Source organism: Flavobacterium pokkalii, from assembly GCF_014596575.1.
Lineage (GTDB): Bacteria > Bacteroidota > Bacteroidia > Flavobacteriales > Flavobacteriaceae > Flavobacterium > Flavobacterium pokkalii.
Genome location: NZ_NASZ01000003.1, coordinates 93,524 through 118,831 on the forward strand (window position 1 = coordinate 93,524; position 25,308 = coordinate 118,831).

Annotated in this window: 14 protein-coding genes; 9 read left to right on the forward strand and 5 right to left on the reverse strand. The window is 36.4% G+C overall.

Annotation, left to right across the window (positions count from 1 at the left end):
• Window positions 1-6: 6 nt before the first annotated feature.
• The 5 genes from B6A10_RS03450 to B6A10_RS03470 are packed head-to-tail and all read right to left on the reverse strand — an operon-like array spanning window position 7 to window position 10,448.
• Window positions 7-1,500, reverse strand: a complete 1,494-nt coding sequence (locus tag B6A10_RS03450) for a fasciclin domain-containing protein (RefSeq protein ID WP_055094459.1) — start codon at window positions 1,498-1,500, stop codon at window positions 7-9.
• Between the two features lie 39 nt (window positions 1,501-1,539).
• The gene (locus tag B6A10_RS03455; protein WP_084817154.1) at window positions 1,540-3,378 is read right to left on the reverse strand and encodes a fasciclin domain-containing protein; all 1,839 of its coding nucleotides are present in this window, start codon (window positions 3,376-3,378) and stop codon (window positions 1,540-1,542) included.
• Window positions 3,379-3,392: 14 nt separating this feature from the next.
• Window positions 3,393-4,913, reverse strand: a complete 1,521-nt coding sequence (locus B6A10_RS03460) for a RagB/SusD family nutrient uptake outer membrane protein (RefSeq protein WP_055094457.1) — start codon at window positions 4,911-4,913, stop codon at window positions 3,393-3,395.
• A gap of 17 nt (window positions 4,914-4,930) precedes the next feature.
• A complete protein-coding gene (locus tag B6A10_RS03465) occupies window positions 4,931-8,206 on the reverse strand; it encodes a SusC/RagA family TonB-linked outer membrane protein (protein WP_055094455.1) in 3,276 nt (1,091 codons plus the stop codon).
• A gap of 1 nt (window position 8,207) precedes the next feature.
• Window positions 8,208-10,448: a fasciclin domain-containing protein gene (locus tag B6A10_RS03470; protein ID WP_055094453.1), complete on the reverse strand. Its 2,241-nt coding sequence runs from the start codon at window positions 10,446-10,448 to the stop codon at window positions 8,208-8,210.
• A 541-nt stretch (window positions 10,449-10,989) separates the two neighbouring features.
• On the opposite strand from B6A10_RS03470, the gene B6A10_RS03475 reads away from it, so the two are divergent.
• The 9 genes from B6A10_RS03475 (at window position 10,990) to B6A10_RS03515 (ending at window position 25,307) form a co-directional block, all read left to right on the forward strand.
• Window positions 10,990-11,727, forward strand: coding sequence for an SDR family NAD(P)-dependent oxidoreductase (locus tag B6A10_RS03475; protein ID WP_055094451.1), 738 nt, complete (start codon window positions 10,990-10,992; stop codon window positions 11,725-11,727).
• Window positions 11,728-11,872: 145 nt separating this feature from the next.
• Entirely contained in the window at window positions 11,873-12,871 is a 999-nt protein-coding gene (locus B6A10_RS03480; RefSeq protein ID WP_188219725.1) for a GntR family transcriptional regulator, read from the forward strand.
• A 3-nt stretch (window positions 12,872-12,874) separates the two neighbouring features.
• Window positions 12,875-14,356, forward strand: coding sequence for a xylulokinase (locus B6A10_RS03485; RefSeq protein WP_188219726.1), 1,482 nt, complete (start codon window positions 12,875-12,877; stop codon window positions 14,354-14,356).
• A gap of 16 nt (window positions 14,357-14,372) precedes the next feature.
• Entirely contained in the window at window positions 14,373-15,698 is a 1,326-nt protein-coding gene (gene xylA, locus B6A10_RS03490; RefSeq protein ID WP_055094445.1) for a xylose isomerase, read from the forward strand.
• A 370-nt stretch (window positions 15,699-16,068) separates the two neighbouring features.
• Window positions 16,069-17,181, forward strand: coding sequence for a PKD domain-containing protein (locus tag B6A10_RS03495; RefSeq protein WP_188219727.1), 1,113 nt, complete (start codon window positions 16,069-16,071; stop codon window positions 17,179-17,181).
• Between the two features lie 60 nt (window positions 17,182-17,241).
• Window positions 17,242-18,609 (forward strand): glycoside hydrolase family 88/105 protein, encoded by a 1,368-nt coding sequence (locus tag B6A10_RS03500; protein WP_231633690.1) that lies wholly within the window; start codon window positions 17,242-17,244, stop codon window positions 18,607-18,609.
• 17 nt (window positions 18,610-18,626) lie between these two features.
• On the forward strand, window positions 18,627-19,994 hold the full coding sequence (locus B6A10_RS03505) for a sulfatase-like hydrolase/transferase (RefSeq protein WP_188219728.1): 1,368 nt from the start codon (window positions 18,627-18,629) through the stop codon (window positions 19,992-19,994).
• A 149-nt stretch (window positions 19,995-20,143) separates the two neighbouring features.
• Window positions 20,144-21,601, forward strand: coding sequence for a glycoside hydrolase family 28 protein (locus B6A10_RS03510; protein WP_188219729.1), 1,458 nt, complete (start codon window positions 20,144-20,146; stop codon window positions 21,599-21,601).
• Window positions 21,602-21,680: 79 nt separating this feature from the next.
• The gene (locus tag B6A10_RS03515; protein ID WP_188219730.1) at window positions 21,681-25,307 is read left to right on the forward strand and encodes a DUF4450 domain-containing protein; all 3,627 of its coding nucleotides are present in this window, start codon (window positions 21,681-21,683) and stop codon (window positions 25,305-25,307) included.
• Window position 25,308: the final 1 nt, after the last annotated feature.

Genomic DNA, 25,308 nt, shown 5'->3' on the forward strand with positions numbered 1-25,308 from the left:
TAGATGTTATTTAATAACAGGAACAAATTTCAAATAATCCAATGTAAGCGAGTTATTTCCGTTTGTGGTTGTATTTGCAGCGATAAGTGAAATTGCATTTAAATCACGTGCTGAATCCAATGTAAACTCACCAATATAAACCTCTGTATAAACATTGGGTTGAACAGCTATTGGTCCAAAATCACCGACTTTATCTGAAACTGTCCTTGTGTCCCCTTCAATCAAAAAATCTCCAGCTACTCTTAAACTTTGATTGATAACATTAGTCTGAAAATCATTGATTGCTCTCCAATACACTTTATAAGTTGTACTGTATAAATCTTTTGCACTATAGTCTAGCATAAACAAAGCGGTCCCTGGATTAGTCACAATTACATCATAAAATAATGTTGGTTCTGGATAAAAAGCTAATGAATTATCCTTCTTATCACGATATTTAATTGCACTTCGAGCACCATTAGCATAACTTATATTCTTTTCTCCTTCAATCTGTCTTGTTAATAAACGACTGCTAAGAGGTACTTCCACCTGATCCATAATGTAAACAATTCCGTTACTTAAATGAATTTCTTCAATAATTTTAGTTTGATCAATTGGTACTTCAACTCCAAATCGCGATACTAAGGAAGCCGGTAATTCACTCTTTTTATATTTTTTGGCATAAGCCAAATCTCTAGCAGTAAAATAATTGGCATAAATTGCTGTTGAATCTCTATCTACATCATTAGAAGTTTTTATCGTATAAGGTTTCATCTTATCAACTTCTGTAGAATAACCAGCATCTTTCATTAAGAAAAGCGTATAATTATTTCTTTCATTATTCAAATTATACACATTCTTTAAATAAGAATTAGTCAATGAATCGGCACGATAACCCGCGCCTTGCTCTTCGGAAAGAGCTTTAGCAATACTATCAGATTTATAAATACTAAACTCTTTTAAACTCAGCAAATAATCAGCCATAGCCGAGTTACCTGCCTGAGAATTTACATATTCCCAAATATTTAATTTTGGGGTTAAGGCATGATCAATAATATGAAACACTCCATTTGCTGCATAATGATCCGCAGTAATAATAGTAGCTCCGTCTATATCAGAAGTTCCTTCAAAATCCAAATATTTATTGCTCAACATTCTTACACGAACATCTTCAGAGCGCACCGAAGAATAAGCCGTTAAAGCAATATGATTGGCTACAAATTGTTTCAATGCATCAGCATCATCCAATATCGCAGTATCTACTTCAGCCATAGCTGCATTTGTTGGTACAAAAACAGTATACGTCTTAGATGCAGCTAATACTTTATCGTAACCTGTTTCTTTTAATAAAGCTGCGAATTGCGAAATTTCGGAACTATTAGAAATTGCTTCTGTTAAAGTAACATTCAGGTTTGCATCGCCATTGTTTTCACGATCATCCCAAGGGTTAGAACAGGAGATTACTGCCAGTGCTAAAACACCGGCAAATAATCTTTTATAGTTATTTTTTAATGATATCATTTGTTGTTGATTAGTTTGTACTTATATTCTATTATAATTTTAATAACCACTATTTCCATTATCACCTCTGTCAGCCTCTTCTCTGGAAATCAAATAATCTCCATTTAAGTCGTTCCCACTTGCCTGACCTGGCTGATTCTTGTATCCTGATCGAAATTTCGGCCATATTTGGTCCATATCTACAGGACGGAATTCAACAACATCCCATCTGTCTGCATCATTCCCTCCACTACCTGAACCTGTGGTGGTAACAAATTTAATTTTATGTCTTCCGGTTGTTTCCACTTCTACGATACCTGCTAATCTGGAATACAATCTGCTGGATTGAACATGTGGAAAGATATAACGTTTATACCCCTGCGATTCCAATACTCTGTCTGCCAAACCTCTTGTAAGATCAGCAGGGTCATTTGGAGACTCACGCTGATTAATAAGTCTGGAGGTTTGTACTCCATTAAAAAACACCTTGGTATCAATAGAAGCTCTAGGATTTTGACAATAAGAAACCCAAATTTTATAACGTCCTTTGATAATTACCGGAGTAGTAAACTCAATGTCATTTAATCCTCCAGAACCTACACGGAAACGAAAAGCTCTACAAAGATCTCCATTAGTTGCAGTTCCATAAGGATTCCAATCTAAAGTATAACTACTACTTCCTGTCCAGATTACGTCGGTCATTTGTCCCTTAGCAAATCCAAAACTCGATCCTCCGTCCTTTCGGTAATTAGCGGTATTGTTTGCATATTCCGGCTGGTCACACAAATCAAAATAAACAGGAGATGGTAAACGTTTTTTAATAGAGAAATTTTCATCTACATAATGCAACACCCCGTTAGAACAGGTCTCATCGCTTAATGTTCTTATCATTCCAACTCCTTCTTCAAGAACACCATTAAAAACATCCTCATTCAATAAAATATTTTGTCCTTTTAACTTAGAACTGATTACTTCCAGAGGAGCTTTTGTTAAAAATACGGGAGTAGTAGCAAAATCAGCCAGATAATTTAAGCCTGGTATAATACGGTATTGCACATATAAATTCAAACTATCAGCAGGATTAGTTGGATCTGCCGGATTATCTCCTATAGGTTTACTATATCTTAATTTTAAATTCTCTAAAGTATTCAACGTTATTGTTTGATTATTAGCCGGATTTTTCCATGTAGTAGTATTATACACTTCATTAGACTGAGCCAAAACAGTTAAAAAACTACTTATATTATTCTCATCCGAAGTAATAGGTTTATTTAATTTTTCATACCATCCGGTAGCTTTTAAAACCTCTGTAAATAATGAAAGATTTGGATCGGCTTCAATACGCTCTGCTAAAGTTTTAGTAGCTACATGTAAAACCTGATCAATCACATGGATAATTCCATTACCTGTTTCAATATTCGAAACAACAATATTTGCTGTTTTATTAACCGTTGTACTGGAAACATTATTATTATTTGCAGCTCCGGTAATTAAATATTGTCCATACATACTAGGAGTGGCCAGCTTTCCATCAGTAAACTCAGTAGTATTTATCTTTTGTTCCAGGATATGTAATTTAACTAAAGCCTGTAAATCATCTAATGGAATTTGTGATAAAGAATTTACTCCCAAATCACTCATATACTCCTCTACAGCCTCATTGGTAGGCAAAAACATCGTATAAGTCCCATAGGTATTCATAAAGGAGGCATAATTAGTAATATCCAAAATTTCTAAAAAAAGAGAATAATCCGGATTAGCTCTTATAAACTCGGTAATATTTGGAGTTTCATCGGTACTTTCTTTTATTTTTTGCTCTGAACAACTTTGAATAACTAAAGTGATCAAAAACAATAAAGTAAGTCTCCACACACTAGGTAATCTTAATAATCTTTTCATGACTTATTTTTTTATTATTTATAAAACGGGTTTTGCTCAAGAGCTTTATTGGTATAAAGTTCATATGTATTAATTGGTAAATAATGACTGTTATAATCTCTTAATTTAGCAATAATAGACTGTTGCTGATTAGGTGGAGCTGTTTTTACCGCTAAATCAATTAACAAATTCAAACGGGCATAATTATTAGCACGGGCAATACGCAACACATCAAACCAACGTTTCCCTTCAAAAGCCAATTCTCTAGCACGTTCAGCCAAAATGTAATCAATAATAGCTTCTGCTTCCGCTGCACTTACATTCTGTTCTGTTTGAGGAAGTGCTTTACGTTTTAGTCTAAGATCAGCAATAATATCAAGAGCCTCTTGTCCCTTACCTTCTTGACCTTGACCTTGTAATCTCGCCAAAGCTTCAGCCTGCATTAACAATACATCAGCATAACGATACACAAACCAATGCGTATCTGAATCCTGTAAAGCTTTACGCTCTTCATTATTCAATCCAGTAAATTTATAGATCTCTCCGGTAGCACCCACCAATGACGCTCTATCTCCACGAATATCCTTTGTGTTTACCGGATCATCAAAATCGATTCCAAAAACCTCTTCCATTACTAAAGCCCCAGCTCTAAATTGTGGTCTTTGGAGAAAAATATTGTAAAAAGGAGGTAAATTTGAGGTGGTATATTGAAACTCAAAAATACTTTCAGAAGAATTACCTACAGCAAAAACACTGTTAAACCAGGTTGAGGCTGAAGCTTCTATCAAAGCAAATTCTCCTGAATCTGTCACTTTTTTAGTAGCATCATAAGCTTCCTGATAGCTTTCTGTCCATAAATACGCATCAGCTAACATAGCATTAATAGCATAAGTAGTAATACGTCCTTTGTTTGAAGCATTATCTCCGTAATCTGCAACAGCATATTCATCAGCTAATTTTAAATCTTTAATTACCTGAGCAAAAACCTCTGCCTGAGTACTTACAGGAATTTGATAATTATCCTGATCTGTCAAAGTAGCTTTTAATTTCAGAGGTACATCCTTAAAAGTACGCGCCAAAGTAAAATACAAATACCCTCTTATCGCCAAAGCTTCAGAAAGAAAATGATTCAACTGTGTTTGGGTTAATGTTGGGTCTTCATTACGTACTCCGGGAGCCAAATCGATTACCGTGTTACAATAGTTAATAGTTCTGTAAAAAGCGGCCCAGGATGTTAATTCATTAGAGGCGATAATATTCGCGTTCATAATATCTCTTTGATCCTCACTTATATTAGGACCTGCAAGTAACATATCTCCTCTTAATTCCCCGTACATAAAAAGATATTCAGTCAATGTTAAATCACTAACATCTGGTGGTGAATTCAACATTGAGGAATAAATTCCTATTACTGCTGCCTGTATGTCCTCTTTTGTTTTCCAAAATTCATCTCGTACAATGCCATTCTCAGGGCGTAAATCCAGATAATTATCACAGGAACTTGCCGAAACAAACAGGATAAATAAGACTATTATTGTTTTTATTTTAGTTCGCATAAATCAAATATTTTGTATTAAAAACGTGTTGTTAAACCAAATGTGAAACGTTTAGTAGGTGGTGTAGCTTCTCCATCGATTGCAATTCCAAAAGGATCTCCACCCTTCATACTTACTTCAGGATCCTGACCGGTATATTTCGTAAATGTGTATAAATTATCAGCAGTTACCCAAAAACGAAGATCCTCTAAATTTAACTTTTTCAACAATTTTTTCCCTAAATTATAACTAAGTGTTACCGAACGTAAACGACAGAAAGAAGCATCTTCAACATAACGGTCAGAACCTAACCAGTTATATCCTGAACCAAAAACAGCTCTGGGCATATTAGTTACATCGCCAGGATTACGCCATCTGGCTAAAACGGCTGTACTTTGATTACTCCATCCGTACATATTAGTAGTATTCATTTCAGTTCCATTTACAATATCATAATTCAAACGATAGGTAAAATACATCAACAATTTAAATTTATCATAACTTATTGACGGTCCAAAACCTCCGGCTAATTTAGGATTACTGTTTCCTAAATAAACCACATCACGGCTATCTATATTTCCATCTTTATTAATGTCTTCATAAATAGCATCCCCTGGTTGGAAAGTATAATCAACTGCTGGATAATTAAAACGCATAAATACTTCCTGACCATTTGGCCCTGTAATAATATTTCCGGCAGCATCTCTGGCTTTTGTAGCCTCTAAATCAGTATAAACTCCTTTGAAACGGTATCCATAAAACGACCCAAAAGGATTATCAACTTGTAGAAAACGCTTGAACTGCCCATTTCTATCGGTATTCCCGCTTTCGCTTGGATAATATTCAGAAATCTCTTTAATTGTATTCTGATTAGCAGAAATATTAAAATTAAAATCTACTCTCCATTTTTTTGATTTATAAGGAGTACTGTTTAAACCAATCTCCCATCCCTGATTTTGCATACTACCAACATTTTGATCAGAAATACTAGAATAACCAGAAACCGAACTAATATCAAGATCTCTAAACAACATATCTTTAGTCGTATTACGATAAATCTCAGCATCGATAGACAAACGCTTATTAAACATTTGCAAGTTAAAACCTAAGTTAGTACCTATTAATTTTTCCCAACGCAAATTACTTAACTCCATATTACCGGGAACAACTCCGTTTAGTCCTAAATATTGAGTATTGTAATTATCATATACATTAAAAAAACGATAATCATAACGCGGTGCTCTACCCGAATGACCATAACTCAATCTCATACTTAAATCATCAATACTGGTAAATTTTTCCATAAATTTCTCTCCTGAAATTCTCCAACGGGTAGAAATAGATGGAAACAATCCATATCGGTTATTCGCAGCAAATTTTGAATTCCCATCCCCACGTAAACCTACGTTAACAATATAACGATCTAACAATCCATATTGTAAGCTTACTAAAGCACCTACATCTCTTGATTGTCCATTTCCGTTTGACAAAGCGGTTCCTGAACCAGATGTCCTTCCAGGAACAGAAGGATCAGTTAATAAAGACGAAGCTGTATTGGTAACCATTGCATAATGACCAGAACTGCGATAATCATTAGACTGTAAAGACAATAAGGCCTGTAAGGTCTGATTCTTTCCAATACTTGGTGTATAAACAAAATTAGTTTTGGTTGTAATACCAACACCATCAGAATCAGAATCCCCCGCTTGGTTTACTACTGATTCTGTAAATGGCCTACCGGTTGCACTCTGAGGTAAAAAGTTGTGTACTTTTAATCCCCTGAAATCAAATTGTATGTCAAAAGTTGAAATTAATCTATCCGGAATAAGATCCACTTTTACATTAAAGTGAGGTACGATACGATCTTCTGTTTGGGTATTTAAAGCATACTCACCCATCGCTACCGGGTTATAAGTCCCTGAATAAGTTCCCTGTACATTGGAAGCTGGTGTAAAATAATTAGGCGTTAAATTTCCCATTTCATCGTATTCATAAATGCTCATGTTTGGCATTTTTGTATAAGCTACCCCTCTTAATCGGTCTCTATCTGTAGTACCATAACTATTTACATAATTACGTAAGGTTTCCGAATGGGTATAAGCAATATCGGTTCGAAAACGAATACGGTCTGATACTACATAATCTAAATTTAAACGGGCATTCAATCTCTCTAAACCAGTTCCAATAGTAACTCCTCTACCTTTATAATAACCTACAGAGGTAAAATATCTGGCTTTTTCACCTCCTCCTTGAAGCGAAAGGTTATGATCTCCTGTTAAAGCAGTTTGCGTAATAGCGTCTATCCAATTGGTATTTTGGCTGTAATTTTTATAATAATATACATCTTGCGGATCGTATTGAAACTCTTTAACCGTAAGTGTATTCAAAGGCACTCCGTTTCTGTTCATATATGCTTCCGGAATTAACTGTGAATATTGATCTCCTGTTAACATTGGAATAGTAGGAGGCAATTTAGAATAAGACCCTCTAAAACTATAGGAAATTTTAGGTGCAGAAACCCCTCCTCGTTTGGTAGTAATCAACAAAACCCCACTGGCAGCACGAGCTCCCCAAACTGCCGTTGCAGCGGCATCTTTCAAAATGGTAATCGTTTCAATATCTGAAGGAGCAATGTTCAATAAAGCCGCATAACCCTGTTCATCAGCCGACCCAAAGTTAAAATCATCCGGAACAGATGTTTCATAAGGCATTCCATCCACCACAATTAATGGATCAGAAGAACCTGTAATAGAAGAAGTACCACGAATACGAATTTGCATCCCTGCTCCGGGATCCCCGCTATTCGCAACGATATCCACCCCTGGCATACGTCCTTGCAGAGCTTCATCAATAGAAGCTGCCTGAGTATTTTCCAAGTCGGCAGCGTTAATAGAAACCGCAGCGGTAGTACGGTTACGATCGGCAATACTCATCAAACCATTATCTGACATTTTTTCTGATCTTACCACAATTTCTTTTAATTGTTCTGTACTGGATACTAAAGAAATTTTAATAGAGGTCTTACCATTGATAGCTACCGTTTTAGTTTTATAACCGATAGTTGATATTTGTAATTTATTATTTGGATTCTTTACACGAATGGCGAAGTTTCCATCAAAATCGGTTACAACACCCCCTACGGTTCTATTATCTGAATCCTGCTCAGCAATAGTAGCCCCCGGAATCGTTTGATTGTCAGAAGCATCAATTACCTGACCGCGAACCAACAAAGTTGCAGGCTGTTGTTGCGCAATTACCGGTAAGGCTGCCAAAAATAATATAGCAAATGTAATTTTATAAATATATTGTTTCATTTTATTGCTGAGGTTTAGGGAATTTAAGATAGTTATCTACTAAATGAATTAAGGATCTATCTGCTAAGTTATTACTACTGGCCAAAATAAAATTAGCCGCTGGATTTCCACCTGAAGTAGCTTCAGGTGTACCATCTTTAAAAGACAATGAACCTCCTGAACTCGCTATATTCACATAAGTTTTTTCTCCAAATTCATCTTTCCTTAAGGTTTCACGTAATCCGGTAACCAATCCGTCATTTGAAGCTGTTGCGTTAACAATAATATGGTAACGGATAAAATCAGCCACAACATCTCTTTCTCCTGCAGTTCCGGGATTATTAGAAGCCGGAAGTTCCCCATCTAAGACTGCTCTGGCAATAGCTGCGTTATTAGGAACTACAAAAGTACAGGATGTACCTAGTTCAATTCCCTCAATTTTCCCTGTAGAACTGTTATAGACTGAAGAATTTCTTAAATACTGAAAAAAACTATTAAACTCCGTATTTGAAGTTGCCAAACGCTCAATTACTTTACCTTGTAAACCAGGATAATCAATAGAAAATTGTGGTACATTATCAATGTAATAAGCCGTTCCATTTTCCTGAACATCACTACCTACAATAGTAGCATAAGTACCTTTCTCAATATTACCTGCTGCCTGAATTCTATTATTGTCATATCTAATGTATTCTCCCGGAAGATCATAATCTCCTGTGCGAATTACTCCTGAAGAATTCGCAATATTATCCAATTCCCCATTAGGCGTATAAACAATACAGTTATATAATAATCTTACCAATCGGTTTCTTGCTGCTGTAGCTCCGTCAGCTGTTCCATTAGAAGGATTCACATAAACCCATTCCTGACGAAGTGAATTATACTCAAAACCTAAACCTCTTAAAACATTATCCGAAGGCAAGAAAATAGTGAATTTTTGATGAATATTACTAATCATATCTCTATATCCCGAACCATCATTAAAAATTCTGGTCGCAAAAGAATATTTAGGATCTAAATAAGCCGAAGTATAAACACTATAAAACAAATCGGAATGTTGAACCTTACTTGAACCATAAAAGAATCCGTTACTCAACACTTTTTTATCGGTAATATCAGTATTGATATTGAATCTTAAATCTTCTTTTAAATAATTATTATAATCTCCGAATTTGGAAGGCCATGCAACCCCCTGAACCATATGAGCATTTATGAAATCCTGAAAAACATAAATTGGCAACTGAGCTACGTTATCAAAATGCTTCAACAACACTGTATCTATAAATTCTTGTAAAGCATTATTTTCAGGAACTATCATCGTATAAGCTTCCGATTGACCATCATTATCTTCCGCTTTTAAATAATTCTCATTATTAGGAGCAAAAGCAAGGGTTGGATCATAAACTTTCACAAAGACATCATCTGACTTTCCTGTATAATTACGATAAGCCGTTGTTGCTGACTGATCAAAAACATACTTAACTAAGTAATCTTCCATTATACTTCGAAAGGTGCTATAATTAGAATTTCCTTCTAAGTATTGGTCTAAATTTAGTTTTGGAAGATTAACTTTGTCCACCTCATGAATCACTCCATTTTCGGCAACAATGTCTGCCTCAGTAACCTTTCCATCAAAAAGATTCAAACCGGTATATTCTGCACCAGGATAAAAGAAATTGAAATCATTTGCAGTCAAACCTCGCTCTGTAAAGTAATCCTCAGCAAAATAGGTTACATACTTATTATTATTATCACCTGGAATATAATAAGTTACTCCGTTTCTGTTAGAACCAACAATTACTTTAGGTAATCCATTAATCGTTTTTGAAACAAAACCGTCATAAAAAGCAGTTCTTCTTCTGAATCCGGTATTTTCAACCCATCCTCTTGAGGATTGATAATCTGAAAGCTGATCTTCTCTAAACTTATTGTAAACTAAGGCATATTTTACAATTTTAGAAGCGGTAGCGTCATCAACCTCACTTACATCAGATATTCCGTTATCCTGAAAATACTGTTCAAAAGCAGCATCATTAGGAGCAAACATAGTCCAATACCCTGCTTTCCCTAAAATATCCTTATAACCGGCTTTTTCAATTAAAGTAGTTAAATTTTTAAAATTCCCTCTGGCTTCCAACTGCTGATAAATAGGATCTTCCAGATAATCAGGGCGACCGTAGAACTCATTAAATGCGTCTCGGCTACAACTGGCAAACAAAGCCAGCAGCGGTAGAATTAATAAATAGTTAAATTTTCTCTTCATTATTTGGTTAGCTTTATAAAATGGTGAATAAATTAATTTGTGTTTTTTTTAACTTTTCAAATTTATAGGTTCAACTTTTCACATCTATCCTGCACTATCCTGTTTTTTATTATATATATAAAAAAAAACCATAATAAATACACACAATACATTCTTTATGTTAGTATTTTAGCAATAGTAAATCCTCCATATTTATTGAAACTAAAGCACATTGCCAACATATTGTTAAAATTCAAAAAGCTATATATATCAAATTAACACTTATTTTATATTTTTTTAGAAAACTACAGGAAACAACAGGAAAATATCTTTAACACTTTGCTTACACTTCTTTTTTATAAGATTAAATACTTAAAAAAAACATTCAACCCAATAAACACTAACATTATTTATTTATTTGCAACCAATCAAAAAAAGCAACAAACTAAAAATCAAATCACTACACTAAATAAATTTCAAGCACAAACCCGCACAACAACAGAAAACATTTACCAATAAAAAAAATCGACTATTTTTGGCGTAAAATATAAACAGCACACACATGAATACAAAAACAGCTATTGTAACCGGAGGAAACTCAGGCTTGGGTTTTGCTACTGCAAAAAAATTATGCGACAACGGAATCAAGACTTATATAATAGGTAGAACAAAAGACAAAACAGAAGCTGCCTGCAACGAAATTGGTCCGAATGCGATTCCGGTTATTTTTGACTTAAATAATCTGGAAGGAATCCCTGGCATGATTGCCGAACTTTGTAAAGAAGCACCAATAGACATTCTTGTTAACAATGCGGGAATCAATTTAAAAAAAGAATTCACCGATGTTACTGACGAAGATTTTCTATCTGTGATTCACACCAATCTCTTAAGTGTTTTTGCCGTAAGCCGCGAAGTAGTAAAAAACATGAAAACACAAAATAACGGAAGTATTATCAATATCAGTTCTATGGCCTCGCAATACGGAATCCCAAAAGTTATCGGATACTCGGCCAGCAAAGGAGCTATTGAAGCTATGACCCGCGCTATGGCAGTCGAATTAGCACAATTCGGGATTCGTGTTAATTGTATTGCTCCGGGATTTATCAAAACTAAAATGTCTGCCAAAGCACTAGACAACGATCCGGAAAGAAAAAACAAAGTTTTAGGACGTACCCCTATGGGATTCTTAGGAGAGCCGGATGATATTGCCGACGCCGCCTACTTCTTTGCTACAGCCGAATCTAAATATGTAACCGGAACTGTCCTGCCTGTTGATGGCGGAAACAGCATTGGTTTCTAAAATAATTTCTCTAACAAAGTACAACAACTTTAAACTCCAGCCTCATTTCTTTTTAGAAAATGAGGCTGATTTTTTTTAGAAATTTTCTAAAAATATTTTTTTAAAACAAAAACTAATCTATATTTGCATACCGGAACAGAACAGCATGGAAAAATCATTTAACTTTACAATCAATCACGACAGTGATACGCCAAAGTACCAGCAACTCGTGGACGCTATTAACAATGCGATTGCCGAGAACATTTTAGCCAAAGGAGATCAACTTCCTTCGGTAAACAACATTTGCATCAAAAACAAATTATCAAGAGACACTGTTTTCAAAGCCTATTCTTATTTAAAAGAACAAAAAATCATTGATTCTGTCCCAAACAAAGGTTATTTTGTAGCAGGCGAAACCCGAAAAGTACTTTTGGTTTTAGACACTTTCAAAGCTTACAAAGAAGTGCTCTACCACTCTTTTGTAAACAATCTGTCCGAAAATATTATTGTTGATGTTCAATTCCATCACTATAACATAGATAACTTCAAAACTATTATTAACAATAGCATTGGAAAATACTACAAATATGTAGTAATGACTTTTGATCATAAAGAAATTGCACCAACCCTTTCAGTAATTTCAAATGAAAAACTGTTATTAATTGACTGGAACATTCATTCAAAATCTAAAAACAACTATGTTTTTCAGGATTTTGGCAAAGCCTTTTATCAAGCCTTAAAAGAAGGGGAAAGCTTTTTTAAAAAATATTCTGAAATCGTTTTTGTGTATCCAACATATACTTTTCACCCAAAAGAAACACTAACTTATTTTAAAAACTTTTGTACTGATTTTAATTTCAAATATCAAATCATTACCAATCCAAAAGATTTTAATATCGAAAAGGGAATCGCCTACATTAGTGTTAGCGACCGGATTTTAGGAAACTTTCTGGAACAGTGTCGGGAGAAAAATTTAGAACCCGGAAAGGATGTTGGCTTTCTATCCTACAACGAAACCCCGATGAAGAAATTCATCTACAAAGGAATCTCTGTTATAACCACCGATTTTGAAGCTTTAGGAAGCAAATCGGCGGAATTCATCAGCAATGAAGAACCAATGCAACTATACATACCAACTAAATTAATTTTACGCGAATCATTATAAATTATGTATTACATAGGATACGATCTGGGAAGTTCTTCCGTTAAAGTCGCCATCGTAGAAGCGGCAACAGGAAAAAAAATCATTAGCCTTAATGAACCGGCTAACGAAATGGAAATTATTGCTTATCACAAGGACTGGGCCGAACAGGATCCTGAAATGTGGTGGGAATATTGCTGTATAGCTACCAAAAGAGCCATCAAAGAAGCCGGTATTGATGCTTCCAAAATAACCGGTGTTGGTATTTCTTATCAAATGCACGGCTTGGTAGTAGTTAACAAAGAAGGGAAATCACTGCGCAATTCCATCATTTGGTGCGACAGTCGCGCTGTTGAAATTGGCGACCACGCTTTTGAAGAAATCGGAGAAGAACAATGTACTTCTCATTTGCTGAATTCTCCCGGAAATTTTACCGCATCCAAATTAGTTTGGGTCAAAGACAACGAACCTGAAATTTACAATCAAATTCACAAATACATGCTTCCGGGTGATTTCATTGCCTTTAAGTTAACCGGCGAAATCAACACTACCAAAAACGGTCTTTCGGAAGGTATGCTTTGGGATTATAAAGAAAATGAAGTTGCCGAATGGCTTTTAAGATACTATGGAATAGATTATTCTTTAACGCCAACAATTGTAGAGAATTTTACCAACCAATGTTTTTTAGACGAAAAAGGAGCTGCGGCATCCGGTTTACCTGTTGGAATTCCGGTGGTTTACCGTGCCGGTGACCAGCCAAATAACGCCCTTTCGTTAAACATTTTAAAACCCGGTGAAGTCGCTGCAACAGGCGGAACATCCGGAGTGATTTATGCGGTTACCGATCAGTTAAAATCCAAAGAATCTTCCCGAATTAACAGTTTTGTACATGTAAATTATACACAATCAAAACCAACCGTGGGAAAATTATTATGTATCAACGGATCGGGAATTCAATACCGCTGGCTGCGCAACCATTGCGGATTAGATTCTTATGAAAACATGAATCAAAAAGCCGAAGAAATCGCTGTAGGTTCTGACGGTGTTATGGTGATTCCTTTTGGAAACGGCGCCGAACGTATGTTTAACAACAAAACCATCGGCAGTCATTTCCTGAATCTGAACCTCAACAAACACAGCCACGGGCATTTGTACCGCGCCACACTGGAAGGAATTGCCTTCTCATTTGTGTATGGAATGGAAATTTTGAAAAATGATAACGCTCAAATCAACGTTATTCGTGCCGGAAACGACAATTTATTCCGCTCCGAAATTTTCTCAAATACAGTTGCCACACTCATTGGTCACGAAATAGAAATTTACAACACCACCGGAGCCGTAGGAGCAGCGAGAGCAGTTGGTTTAATCGACGGCGATTACGAAACCTTTGGTAACAATATCATCAAAAACGACCACGTCATGACTTATATGCCGTTGCAAAACAGTCAACCCTATCAGGAAGCCTATCAAAACTGGAAAAAAGAATTAGAATACATTATAAACAAATAACTAAAAATAAAAAAAAATGGCACTAATCGGAAACAAAGAATACTTTAAAGGTATTGGAGAAATTAAATTTGAAGGAAAAGAATCAGACAATCCTTTAGCATTCAAATATTACAACCCGGAACAAATTGTAGCCGGAAAAACGATGCGCGAGCATTTTAAATTTGCAATTGCTTACTGGCATACTTTCTGCGGACAGGGTTCTGACCCATTTGGTCCCGGAACTCAAAATTTTGCATGGGATCAGGCTAATGATCCTATTCAGGCAGCTAAAGACAAAGCAGATGCCGCTTTTGAATTTATCACTAAAATGGGTTTTGATTACTACTGCTTTCACGATGTAGATTTGGTAAGCGAAGGAAATTCATTAGCTGATTTAGAGACTAATTTAGCTCTGATTACTGAATATGTAAAAGAAAAACAGACTGCTTCTGGGGTGAAATTGCTTTGGGGAACTGCTAATTGTTTCTCCAATCCACGTTATATGAACGGAGCAGCAACCAATCCGGATTTTAATGTTTTGGCAAGAGCTGGTGGACAGGTAAAATTGGCGATTGATGCGACAATTGCTTTGGGTGGTGAAAATTATGTATTCTGGGGAGGTCGTGAAGGTTATATGTCTTTGCTAAATACAGATATGGGACGTGAACTAGACCACATGGGACAATTTTTGGCCAAAGCCAGAGACTACGCCCGTGCGCAAGGATTCAAAGGAAATTTCTTCATTGAACCAAAACCAATGGAACCAATGAAACATCAATATGATTTTGACTCGGCAACGGCTATCGGATTTTTACATAAATATGGTTTAGAGAAAGATTTCAAAATCAACATCGAAGTAAACCACGCAACTTTAGCACAACACACTTTCCAACACGAAATTGAAGTGGCTGCCAATGCTGGAATGCTAGGAAGTTTGGATGCTAACCGTGGGGATTACCAAAATGGTTGGGATACAGACCAATTTCCAAACAACATTCAGGAAATTACCGAAGCGATGTTAGTTTTCTTAAAAGCTGGCGGATTGCAAGGCGGAGGAGTTAATTTTGATGCTAAAATCAGAAGAAACTCAACCGATATGGAAGATGTTTTCTTAGCTCATATTGGTGGTGCAGATACTTTTGCAAGAGCCTTATTGACTGCTGACAAAATCATTTCCTCTTCACCTTATGACAAATTAAGAGCGCAACGATACAGCTCATTTGATTCCGGAAAAGGAAAAGATTTCGAAAACGGAAAATTAGGTTTAGAAGATTTATACAAAATCGCTCAGGAAAACGGAGAATTGCAATTGCAAAGTGGTAAACAAGAGCTTTTTGAAAACATTATTAACCAATACATCTAAAAGTTTTTCTTTTAAAATTACCAAAACACCCCGTCAGAAATGTCGGGGTATTTTTTATTACTCCATTTCAAAATTAATTTTCACAAAAGCAGGACAGTACAGGATTCTAAATAAAAAAAACAATAGTAATATTGAATAGTTCAAAAATTTACAACAAATTCTTTTTTTGAATAGTTATAAATTTAGTTTTTAGTTTAGTTTTAGTGTGAGTTTTTTAGTTCTAAGCCCTGGCAACTGTTAGGGCTTTTTTTAATAAAAACCATTTCTTAAAAGGAATTTAAAAACTGCTTTTTGAAAATGCTGCCAAAATTTATGATTTTTTTGAGTCAAAACAACGGTCTCTTTAAAGAAAAACAAATCTAAAAACATCATGATTAGCTTACGCCAGACATTCTTTTACCAAGCCCTGAAAAATAAATTTCTGCTGTCCTGCTGTGCCGTTTTAGCTATTATTTTTCAAATAAAAGCACAAGACAACAGAAGTTTTCAAATTTTTCAATTTCCTGCCAATAAAATACCGACGATTGACGGAAATACAAACGATTGGAAAATAGTTCCCAAAAATTACGTTGTGGGCATGAATGAATTATGGGATGACAGTGGCAAACAACCGAAAGCCGATCCTAAAAATCTGGATATTAGTGTAAAAGTGGGATGGGTAAAAGGACTCAATCGTTTGTATTTTCTCTATGAAGCCTATGATGATTATTGGGATTTTTCTTCGTCCGGATTACATAATGACACCTTTGAACTAATAATCGATGCCGATCAATCCGGTGGTCCGTTTATTGATCGTTTTCACCCAAATAAAAGCCTGACCAATACGATGGCGGCTTATTTTTCCTATCATGGCGTTCATGCACAAAACTATCATATTTTTACTCCCGCCGTAGAAAAAGACTGGACGATGGTTTGGGGCAGCCAGCCTTGGATTAAAAATTTACCTTATGCCAATGCTGCTTATCATTACGATTTCAAACCGGGACAGGCTGGAAAATTAACGTTGGAATTCTGGATTACTCCTTTTGATTATGCAGGAAATGATCCTTCAAGAGCAATCGAATCTATTTTAGAAGAGAACAAAAACATTGGCCTTTGCTGGGCAGTAATCGATTATGACGATGTAAATAAAACCGAAAATAATGGTTTTTGGAACCTTTCCAAAGAACACACTATGTACGGAAATGCTTCTTTCGCTTTACCTTTTAAACTAATGCCTCTGGAAGCGCAATTCAAAAAAGAAATTGAAGCCAAATGGACGCATAAAATCATCAATATGGAAAAACGGGAAATCGCTTTTATAGATGAATCAGAAGGAGAAATCAACTCCTGGAATTGGGATTTTGGTGACGGAAGCACTTCTTCTGAACAAAATCCAATTCACCAATACAAAGAAGCCGGAAAATATGTTGTAATTTTAAAAATTCGTGGTCCAAAAGGCGAATCTAAATTTTCAAAAGTCTGGGATGTAGCCGTAAAATAACCAACCTAAAATTTTTCTTTACTTAAAAACAAACTATCAAACCATTAATACCAAACCAAAATGAAAACCACCTTAATTACCCGCGGAATCAAAATGGCTGTAGCTTCTGCTATGATTACGATTCCTTTTAACGCTTCGGCACAAAACCCTGTAAATGATGCCACTACTCCCCTGCATCTTTTACAACCTGATTATCCTACTCCTTACGGTGCCAAAACCCCTCAGGAAATCAAAGCAACTATTGACAAAATATATGATTTCCTTGAAAAAACAACCCCGGCGGGATTAATCAACAGTAAAACCCAACAACCCATTACGGATTTAAAAAAGCTGGACGAAAACAGCATTTTTACGCCCGGAACTTTCCGACTGACCAGCTACGAATGGGGAGTAACCTATGCCGCTATGCTCTTAGCTACCGAAGCAACCGGAGATCAAAAATATGCCGATTACACCAATAAACGCCTACAATTAATGGCAGATATTGCTCCTTATTACAAAAAACAACTGGCTAAAAACAACAAATTTCCTTCACCTATTCACGGCTTTTTAATGCCACACGCTTTAGATGACGGCGGTGCTGTTACTGCTGCCATGATTAAAGCACAACGAGCCGGATTAAAAGCGGATCTAAAACCTTTGATTGACCATTTCATGGATTATATCAGCAATAAGGAATTTCGCTTAACCGACGGAACTTTAGCCAGAAACAGACCGCAACCGAATACCTTATGGCTGGACGACATGTTTATGGGCGTACCTGCTTTGGCACAAATGGGGAAACTAACCGGAGATGTAAAATACTATGATGATGCGGTAAAACAAGTGAAGCAATTTTCCGAAAGAATGTTCAACAGCCAAAAAAACTTATACATGCATGGCTGGGTGCAATCGATGGAAGAACATCCTCAATTTCACTGGGCTCGTGCCAATGGCTGGGCCGTGATGACTTTAGTCGAATTACTAGAAGTATTACCAAAAGACCACCCGGGGTACAATATGGTTTTAAACCAATTAAGAGCACACATCAAAGGATTGGTTGCTTATCAGGACGGAACCGGTTTTTGGCATCAGTTAATTGACCGCAATGATACTTATCTGGAAACATCGGCAACAGCAATTTATGCTTATTCCATTACAAGAGCCATTAACAGAGGCTATATTGACAAAGCCGCTTATGCTCCTGCAGCATTATTAGCGTGGAATGCTGTAGCTACCAAAGTAAACAACAAAGGTCAGGTTGAAGGCACCTGCGTAGGAACCGGAATGGGATTTGACCCTGCTTTTTACTACTATCGTCCCATCAATGTTTTTGCTGCACATGGCTATGGTCCTGTAATTTTAGCCGGTTCAGAAATCATTTTAATGCTTAAAAACAACGAATTCGAAATTAACGACAGTTCACTACAATTAAAAACCCGTAAATAATCTTAAAAATACATTTCATGAACAGACTCATCATCAGCAGCTTTGTCTTAGTCAACTCGTTTTTATCTTTTGGTCAATCAATCGAAAAATCAAATGATTCACACAAAAAGCCTAATTTCGTAGTAATCGTTGCTGATGATGCCGGCTGGAATGATGTGGGCTATAACGGTTCGGAAATTCATACCCCGAATATTGACTGGCTGGCCAAAAACGGAACACAACTCAACCGCTTATATGCCGCTCCAACCTGTTCCCCTTCTCGAGCCAGTTTCTTTACCGGAAGACCTTCCAGCCGTATGGGGATTGTAGCACCTATAAGCGATAAAAGTAATTTAAGTCTGCCTAATGATGTTATCACTTTACCGCAGGCTTTGCATCAGCAAAATTACCAAACTGCTTTGTTTGGCAAATGGCATTTAGGACTCAATCCGTCCAGCGGACCAAAAGCCTATGGTTTTGATTATTCTTATGGCTTTTTGCACGGACAAATTGACCAATACAGTCATGAATACAAAAACGGCGACCCAAGTTGGCATCGAAATGGTGTTTTCATCACCGAAAAAGGTCATGTAACCGATTTAGTAGAAAAAGAAGCCATCAACTGGTTGAAAACCCAAAGAAATTCAGACCAAAATTTCTACATCCAATTGAGTTACAGCGCCCCACATTTTCCTTTACAGGAAGAAGATAAATGGAAGAAACCTTATCTAAAAACTATCAAAAACAACTCCAGAAGAGATTTTGCCGCCGCCATGTCTCACTTGGATTACAGCATTGGACAAGTTTTAAAAGCACTGAAAAAACAACATTTAGATCAAAACACCATAGTCATTTTTATGAGTGATAACGGTGCTATGGACAAATGGATTCCGGGTAATCAATACCAGAGAAGACATGCCGCTAATGATGTTTTGGGTAGTAATTATCCGCTTCGTGACTGGAAAACTACTAATTATGAAGGAGCTGTAAGAGTCCCTGCAATTGTCTATTGGAAAAATAAAATAGACCATTCTCTGAACCAAAATTATTTTTCAGTAAATGATTTAATGCCAACTATTTTAACTTTGGCCGGAGCCAAAACGATTCCGGCAACAGTAGAAGGAAAAAACATTTGGAATGCCATTAAAAACAATGATTCTATTCCAAATCAGCAAATTTACATTAGGGGACATTTACAAGAAAGCATTATAGAAAAACCTTGGAAATTAATCCGTACCCGACACAAAAATGCACCAACAGTTTTCGAACTTTTTAACCTCGAAAAAGATCCTGAGGAAAAAGAAAACCTGATGCAGTCACACCCAAATATTGCAACTAAATTACAACAGGATTTAGAAATTCAGTTCAGTAAAGATGCCAAAGAAGTCAATCTGGGCATCGAATAAAATCATTCATCCGCTATTCGAAAATCACAATAAAATTATCCAAAACTATCTCAATTTTATCCATTCAAACATTTTTAATCAAAAAACAGACCAGTACAGGATAGTTTTTAGAAAGGAAATAAAGATTTTCGGAAATAAAACATATTCAAATGAAAATCGCTCCCCTTTTTTTAAATATACTGTGCTGCTTATTTTTTTCCTGTAAAGAAACCGCTCAAATTACGAAAAGCACACCCAATTTTGAACCCAAATGGATTAATAAAGTGGGTGCAAAAGAAAATACTTTCAGTTCAAAAACCTATTATCCCAATGATTTTGGTGCAGTAAATGACGGTGTAACACTCTCCACAAAAAGCATTCAAAAAGCCATCGACGAATGCAGTAAAAATGGTGGTGGAACCGTCACTTTTAAACCTGGAAAATATCTGATTGGTTCTTTATTTATAAAAGAAGGCGTTCATTTTAATGTTCCGGAAAACGTAACACTTTTAGGAAGTGAAAACATAGCTGATTATCCTGAAATTGACACTCGTGTTGCCGGAATTGAGATGAAATGGCCGGCAGCTTTAATCAATGTTTTAGACCAAAAAAATATCACTTTGGATGGCGAAGGAACCATTGACGGACAGGGCAAAGTCTTTTGGGATTATTATTGGAATTTACGCAAAGAATACGAAGCCAAAAATTTACGCTGGATTGTAGATTATGATGCCAAACGCCCCCGAACGATTTTAATTTCTAATTCCAAAAATGTATTTCTTAAAAATTTAAATATTCAAAAAGCGGGCTTTTGGACGGTGCAGGTATTGTATTCAGAGTATGTGACTGTTGACGGAATCAAAATCAGAAATAACATTGGCGGTCACGGTCCAAGTACCGACGGGGTTGATATCGATTCTTCCCGATGGATTTTGGTTCAAAACTGTGATATTGATTGCAATGATGACAATTTTTGTCTGAAAGCGGGTCGTGATTGGGACGGACTTCGTGTCAACAAACCAACCGAATATGTTGTGGTTCGTAATTGCATTGCCAGACAAGGTGCTGGATTGTTTACAGTAGGTAGCGAAACTTCAGGTAGTATTCGTCACGTTTATGCCTCAAATATTCAAGGTTTTGGCACCAAAAACGGCCTTAACATCAAATCGGCAACCAATCGGGGAGGAACCGTAGAAGATGTGTATCTGGAAAATATCAAAATGGAAAGCGTAGGAACTTTTATCACCATTTCGATGAATTGGAATCCCGCTTACAGCTACTCCAAATTACCGGAAGGATACACCGAGGAAAGCTTGCCTCCGCATTGGAAAAAAATGCTGAATAAAGTTGAACCAGAGTCTAAAGGAATTCCAACTTTCAAAAATATCTACTTAAAAAACATCGACATCAAAGGCGCTAAAAAGGCCATTTCAGTGAGCGGATTAAAGGAATCAATTGTGGAAAATGTCCATCTAAAAAATGTTCAGATTACGGCCCAAACCGCCGGAAGTATCAATTTTAGCCAAAATTGGTTTTTAGACGATGTAAGCATAAATGCCTTAGATAATTCGACACTAAAAATTGAAAATTCCACGAATGTAGATTTTTCAAAAGTTGCAAACAGATAATAAAAAATAAAGACACAAATTCACTATAAAAATTATAAATAACATTCGTGAATTAACGGTAAAAAACAATTATTCTATAATGAAATCCAAAATCTCTATTTCCCTGTTACTTCTTTCTCTTTCTATATCTAATTTGTCTGTTCAAAGTCAAAATTTATGGCATGGAGAAAAACGAAAAATCCATTACAGCCCGGAAGGGAAAAGTTTTGTTTTACAAAACGGCACCCGGAAATTCAATCGTGCTTTATACGGAAGTAACACCGCTTTTAGAGTGGAAGCGGGCGATTTACCGGAATTTTCCATGTACATGCCGGGAATGGGAGGCAATTTCAAATTGGGAATTAGTAATGGCAAAAACAGCAAATGGATTACGGAGGCGACTCAAATCAAAACCAAATACACACCAGGAACTGTAGCATATGAAATCAAAGATGCTCTACTTGAAAAGGGAACTTTGGCTGTACAAATAGTTGCCTTAAATGATAGCGAAGGATTTATTATTAAAGTTACAGCAAACAACATACCTAAAAACAGCTCCTTATTTTGGGCTTTTGGTGGTGCCAGTGGCAAAAAATTCTCCCGAAATGGAGATATTGGTGGTGACCCGGAATCTGTTTTTTATTTGCATCCCGAAAATTGTATTAACAATCAATACCAAATAAGCAAAAACAGTTTTATACTTTCTTATGGTTCAGAAAGCAGTAAAAAAATAACCGAAAATAATCAAAATCTTAGTGGAATATTCCCAGATTCCAAAGTCCAAATTTCAAGCGCTAATTTTCTAAAAACACCTCTAGAAAATTGGGCTTCAAAAGTAGATACGGCTCCGATGCTGATTGGTCAATTAAATGAATTTTCGAAAAATGGAGATTATTGGCTAATTGAAAACATCAAAAAGGTTGAAAATGCAACTCAAAAAAGTCTTGCTGAAAAATTCCAAAAAGCCCTCAATCAAAGTGATGTTTTGGCCAACCGAATCAAAGTCAACACCCCAGATCCTTACATAAATACACTGGGCGGTGCTCTAGCCATGGCAGCCGATGCTATTTGGGAAAATCCGGCTTATTTGCACGGTGCTATTGCCTGGAGAATGTACCTGAATGCCTGGCGAGGTGCTTATGTAGCCGACCCTTTGGGCTGGCACGACCGAGCTAAAACCCATTTTGAAAGCTATGGAAATTCTCAGGTCATCGAACCGGAATCAGGTCCTGTTGTACCAGATACGACCCGAAATTATGCCCGTCAACTCGAAAAAATAGGCACTTCAATGTTTAGTAGTGGTTACATCAGTCGCAATCCAAACAAAAACACCGTTGCCCATCATTATGATATGAATTTGGTTTTTATTGACCAATTAATTCGCCATTTTAAATGGACGGGTGATAAAGATTTTCTCAAAAAAATGTGGCCAGTAATCAGCAGACATCTGGCTTGGGAAAAACGTAATTACGATACAGACGGCGATGGTTTGTACGATGCCTACGCAGCTATTTGGGCGAGTGACGGTCTGGGTTATAGCGGCGGTGGCGTAGTTTACACCTCTGCCTATAACTATTATGCAAATAAAATGGCTGCAGAATTAGCCATCATTATTGGCGAAGATGGTTCGGCCTACGCCAAAGAAGCACAGCATATTTATGATGCCATTCAAAAAAAATTATGGCTCAACAACAAAGGGACTTTTGCCGAATACAAAGACCTTTTGGGCAATCAACTCACACATGATACTCCCGGAATTTGGAGTATTTATCATACGCTAGACAGCGAAGTAGCCAATCCTTTTCAGGCATATCAAGCGCTGAAATACATTGACAATGAAATTCCTCATATTCCGGTTCAGGCTGAAGGTTTGGATAAAAACAATCTGGAATTGATTTCAACCACCAATTGGCAGCCTTACACCTGGTCTGTAAATAATGTGGCATTGGCTGAGATTTTACACACTGCCCTCGCCTATTGGCAAGGCGGACAAGCCGAAAAAGCCTACCAACTTTGGGAAAGCGGACTCATTGAAAGTATGTATCTAGGAGCTTGCCCAGGCGGATTTGAACAGTTATTATTTCAGGATGCGATTCGTGGCGAATTGTACCGTGACTTTGCCGATCCAGTGGGAATGGCAGGAAGATCATTGGTAGAAGGACTTTTTGGAATTCAGCCAAATGCACTCAAAAACACGCTTACTATCCAACCTGGACTTCCTAAATCTTGGAATGAAGCTTCGTTAGAAATTCCCGATGTGGCATTTTCTTTCGAAAGAAAAAACAATATTGACATTTATAAAATAACACCGCATTTTCCAACAAAAATGAATTTGCAATTAGTACTAAATGCAACTCATGAGAACATTAGCAAAGTCATCGTAAACGGTAAGGAAGTTTCATGGAAACAAATTGAGGGAACAGTTGGAAACCCAAAAATCAGCATCGAAAGTCCTTATGCAGATATATACCAAATCGAAATTATTTGGAAAGGCGAAAAACTTGAAAAAATCAGCTCGGATTTTAGCATTTGCGAAGGCGAAAAACTCATTATCAAAACCCAAAAAGCGACTATTTTAGAAATCAAAGACAGTCAAAGTTGTTTGGAACAAATCAACCAACAAAATCATGAAATAGCTGCAATTGCCTATGGTTTGAGTAATAAATCTTTCTTCGTCAAATTACAACAAAAAGAGATGATTTGGTGGGAGGCAATCGACTTAAAAATCAATCCTAAAATAGCAATTGTTTCGAATGAAATTAAAGCTGATAAAGCAATTTTGACAATTAAAAATCACTCCAATTCGAGCTTAGCCGGAACTTATGTTGTTAATCAAAATACAAAGAAAGCAAATACAATTTTCGAAGCAAATTCAGAAAAAACTATTGAAATTCCCGTAAACCAATTGCATTCCGGAACCAACCAAATCGAACTAAATTGGGATAACGGAACCAAAACCAAACTGACTTTTACCAATTGGGACATTTCAAGTAATTCAAAAACGAAATGGGAAACAGTATCTTTAAGCACAATTTATAACGACAAAATCACCAATATTTTTGAAAATAAATACCTCAGCCCAAGAGCGCAATCGCCTAGTTTACAAATCCCGACTCAGGGCATAGGTAACTGGTGCTATCCGTTTATCAAACCAGAAATTGACGATTCGGGCTTAAGAAAATTAGCAGGAATTAAAAACCAAATTACGAGTCCGCAGGGAGTTCCCTTTGCTACACCTTCGTTGGCTGAAAAAAACATAGCCTTTGTATCCCAATGGGATAATTTCCCAAAAAACATCAGTATTCCCCTTTCGGGAAAAGCTTCTCAGGTCTATTTACTGATGGCAGGAACTACCAATCCGATGCAAAGCCGTTTTACCAATGGCGAAATAATTGTAACTTACAGCGATGGCAGCAGCGAGAAACTGGAACTAAAAAATCCGGAAAACTGGTGGCCTATTGAGCAGGATTATTATACCGATGGCTATGCATTTACCACTAATGCACAAAAACCGCCCAGAGTTTATTTAAAATCAGGAATCATTACCCGAGATTTCAATGACTTCAAAACGATTAAGGGTTTTAGTGATTTTGGTGTGGAAGGCGGTGCCGGAACGATTCTTGATATTCCATTGGACAAAAATAAAAAACTAAAAAATCTGGAAATCAAAGCCGTTGCTAATGAAGTATTGATTGGAATAATGAGTCTAACATTAAAAAGAGACTAAA

Coding starts and splice junctions, on each gene's coding strand:
- B6A10_RS03450 (WP_055094459.1), bottom strand. CDS start 1,500: ATGATATCATTAAAAAATAACTATAAAAGATTATTTGCCGGTGTTTTA.
- B6A10_RS03455 (WP_084817154.1), bottom strand. CDS start 3,378: ATGAAAAGATTATTAAGATTACCTAGTGTGTGGAGACTTACTTTATTG.
- B6A10_RS03460 (WP_055094457.1), bottom strand. CDS start 4,913: ATGCGAACTAAAATAAAAACAATAATAGTCTTATTTATCCTGTTTGTT.
- B6A10_RS03465 (WP_055094455.1), bottom strand. CDS start 8,206: ATGAAACAATATATTTATAAAATTACATTTGCTATATTATTTTTGGCA.
- B6A10_RS03470 (WP_055094453.1), bottom strand. CDS start 10,448: ATGAAGAGAAAATTTAACTATTTATTAATTCTACCGCTGCTGGCTTTG.
- B6A10_RS03475 (WP_055094451.1), top strand. CDS start 10,990: ATGAATACAAAAACAGCTATTGTAACCGGAGGAAACTCAGGCTTGGGT.
- B6A10_RS03480 (WP_188219725.1), top strand. CDS start 11,873: ATGGAAAAATCATTTAACTTTACAATCAATCACGACAGTGATACGCCA.
- B6A10_RS03485 (WP_188219726.1), top strand. CDS start 12,875: ATGTATTACATAGGATACGATCTGGGAAGTTCTTCCGTTAAAGTCGCC.
- xylA (WP_055094445.1), top strand. CDS start 14,373: ATGGCACTAATCGGAAACAAAGAATACTTTAAAGGTATTGGAGAAATT.
- B6A10_RS03495 (WP_188219727.1), top strand. CDS start 16,069: ATGATTAGCTTACGCCAGACATTCTTTTACCAAGCCCTGAAAAATAAA.
- B6A10_RS03500 (WP_231633690.1), top strand. CDS start 17,242: ATGAAAACCACCTTAATTACCCGCGGAATCAAAATGGCTGTAGCTTCT.
- B6A10_RS03505 (WP_188219728.1), top strand. CDS start 18,627: ATGAACAGACTCATCATCAGCAGCTTTGTCTTAGTCAACTCGTTTTTA.
- B6A10_RS03510 (WP_188219729.1), top strand. CDS start 20,144: ATGAAAATCGCTCCCCTTTTTTTAAATATACTGTGCTGCTTATTTTTT.
- B6A10_RS03515 (WP_188219730.1), top strand. CDS start 21,681: ATGAAATCCAAAATCTCTATTTCCCTGTTACTTCTTTCTCTTTCTATA.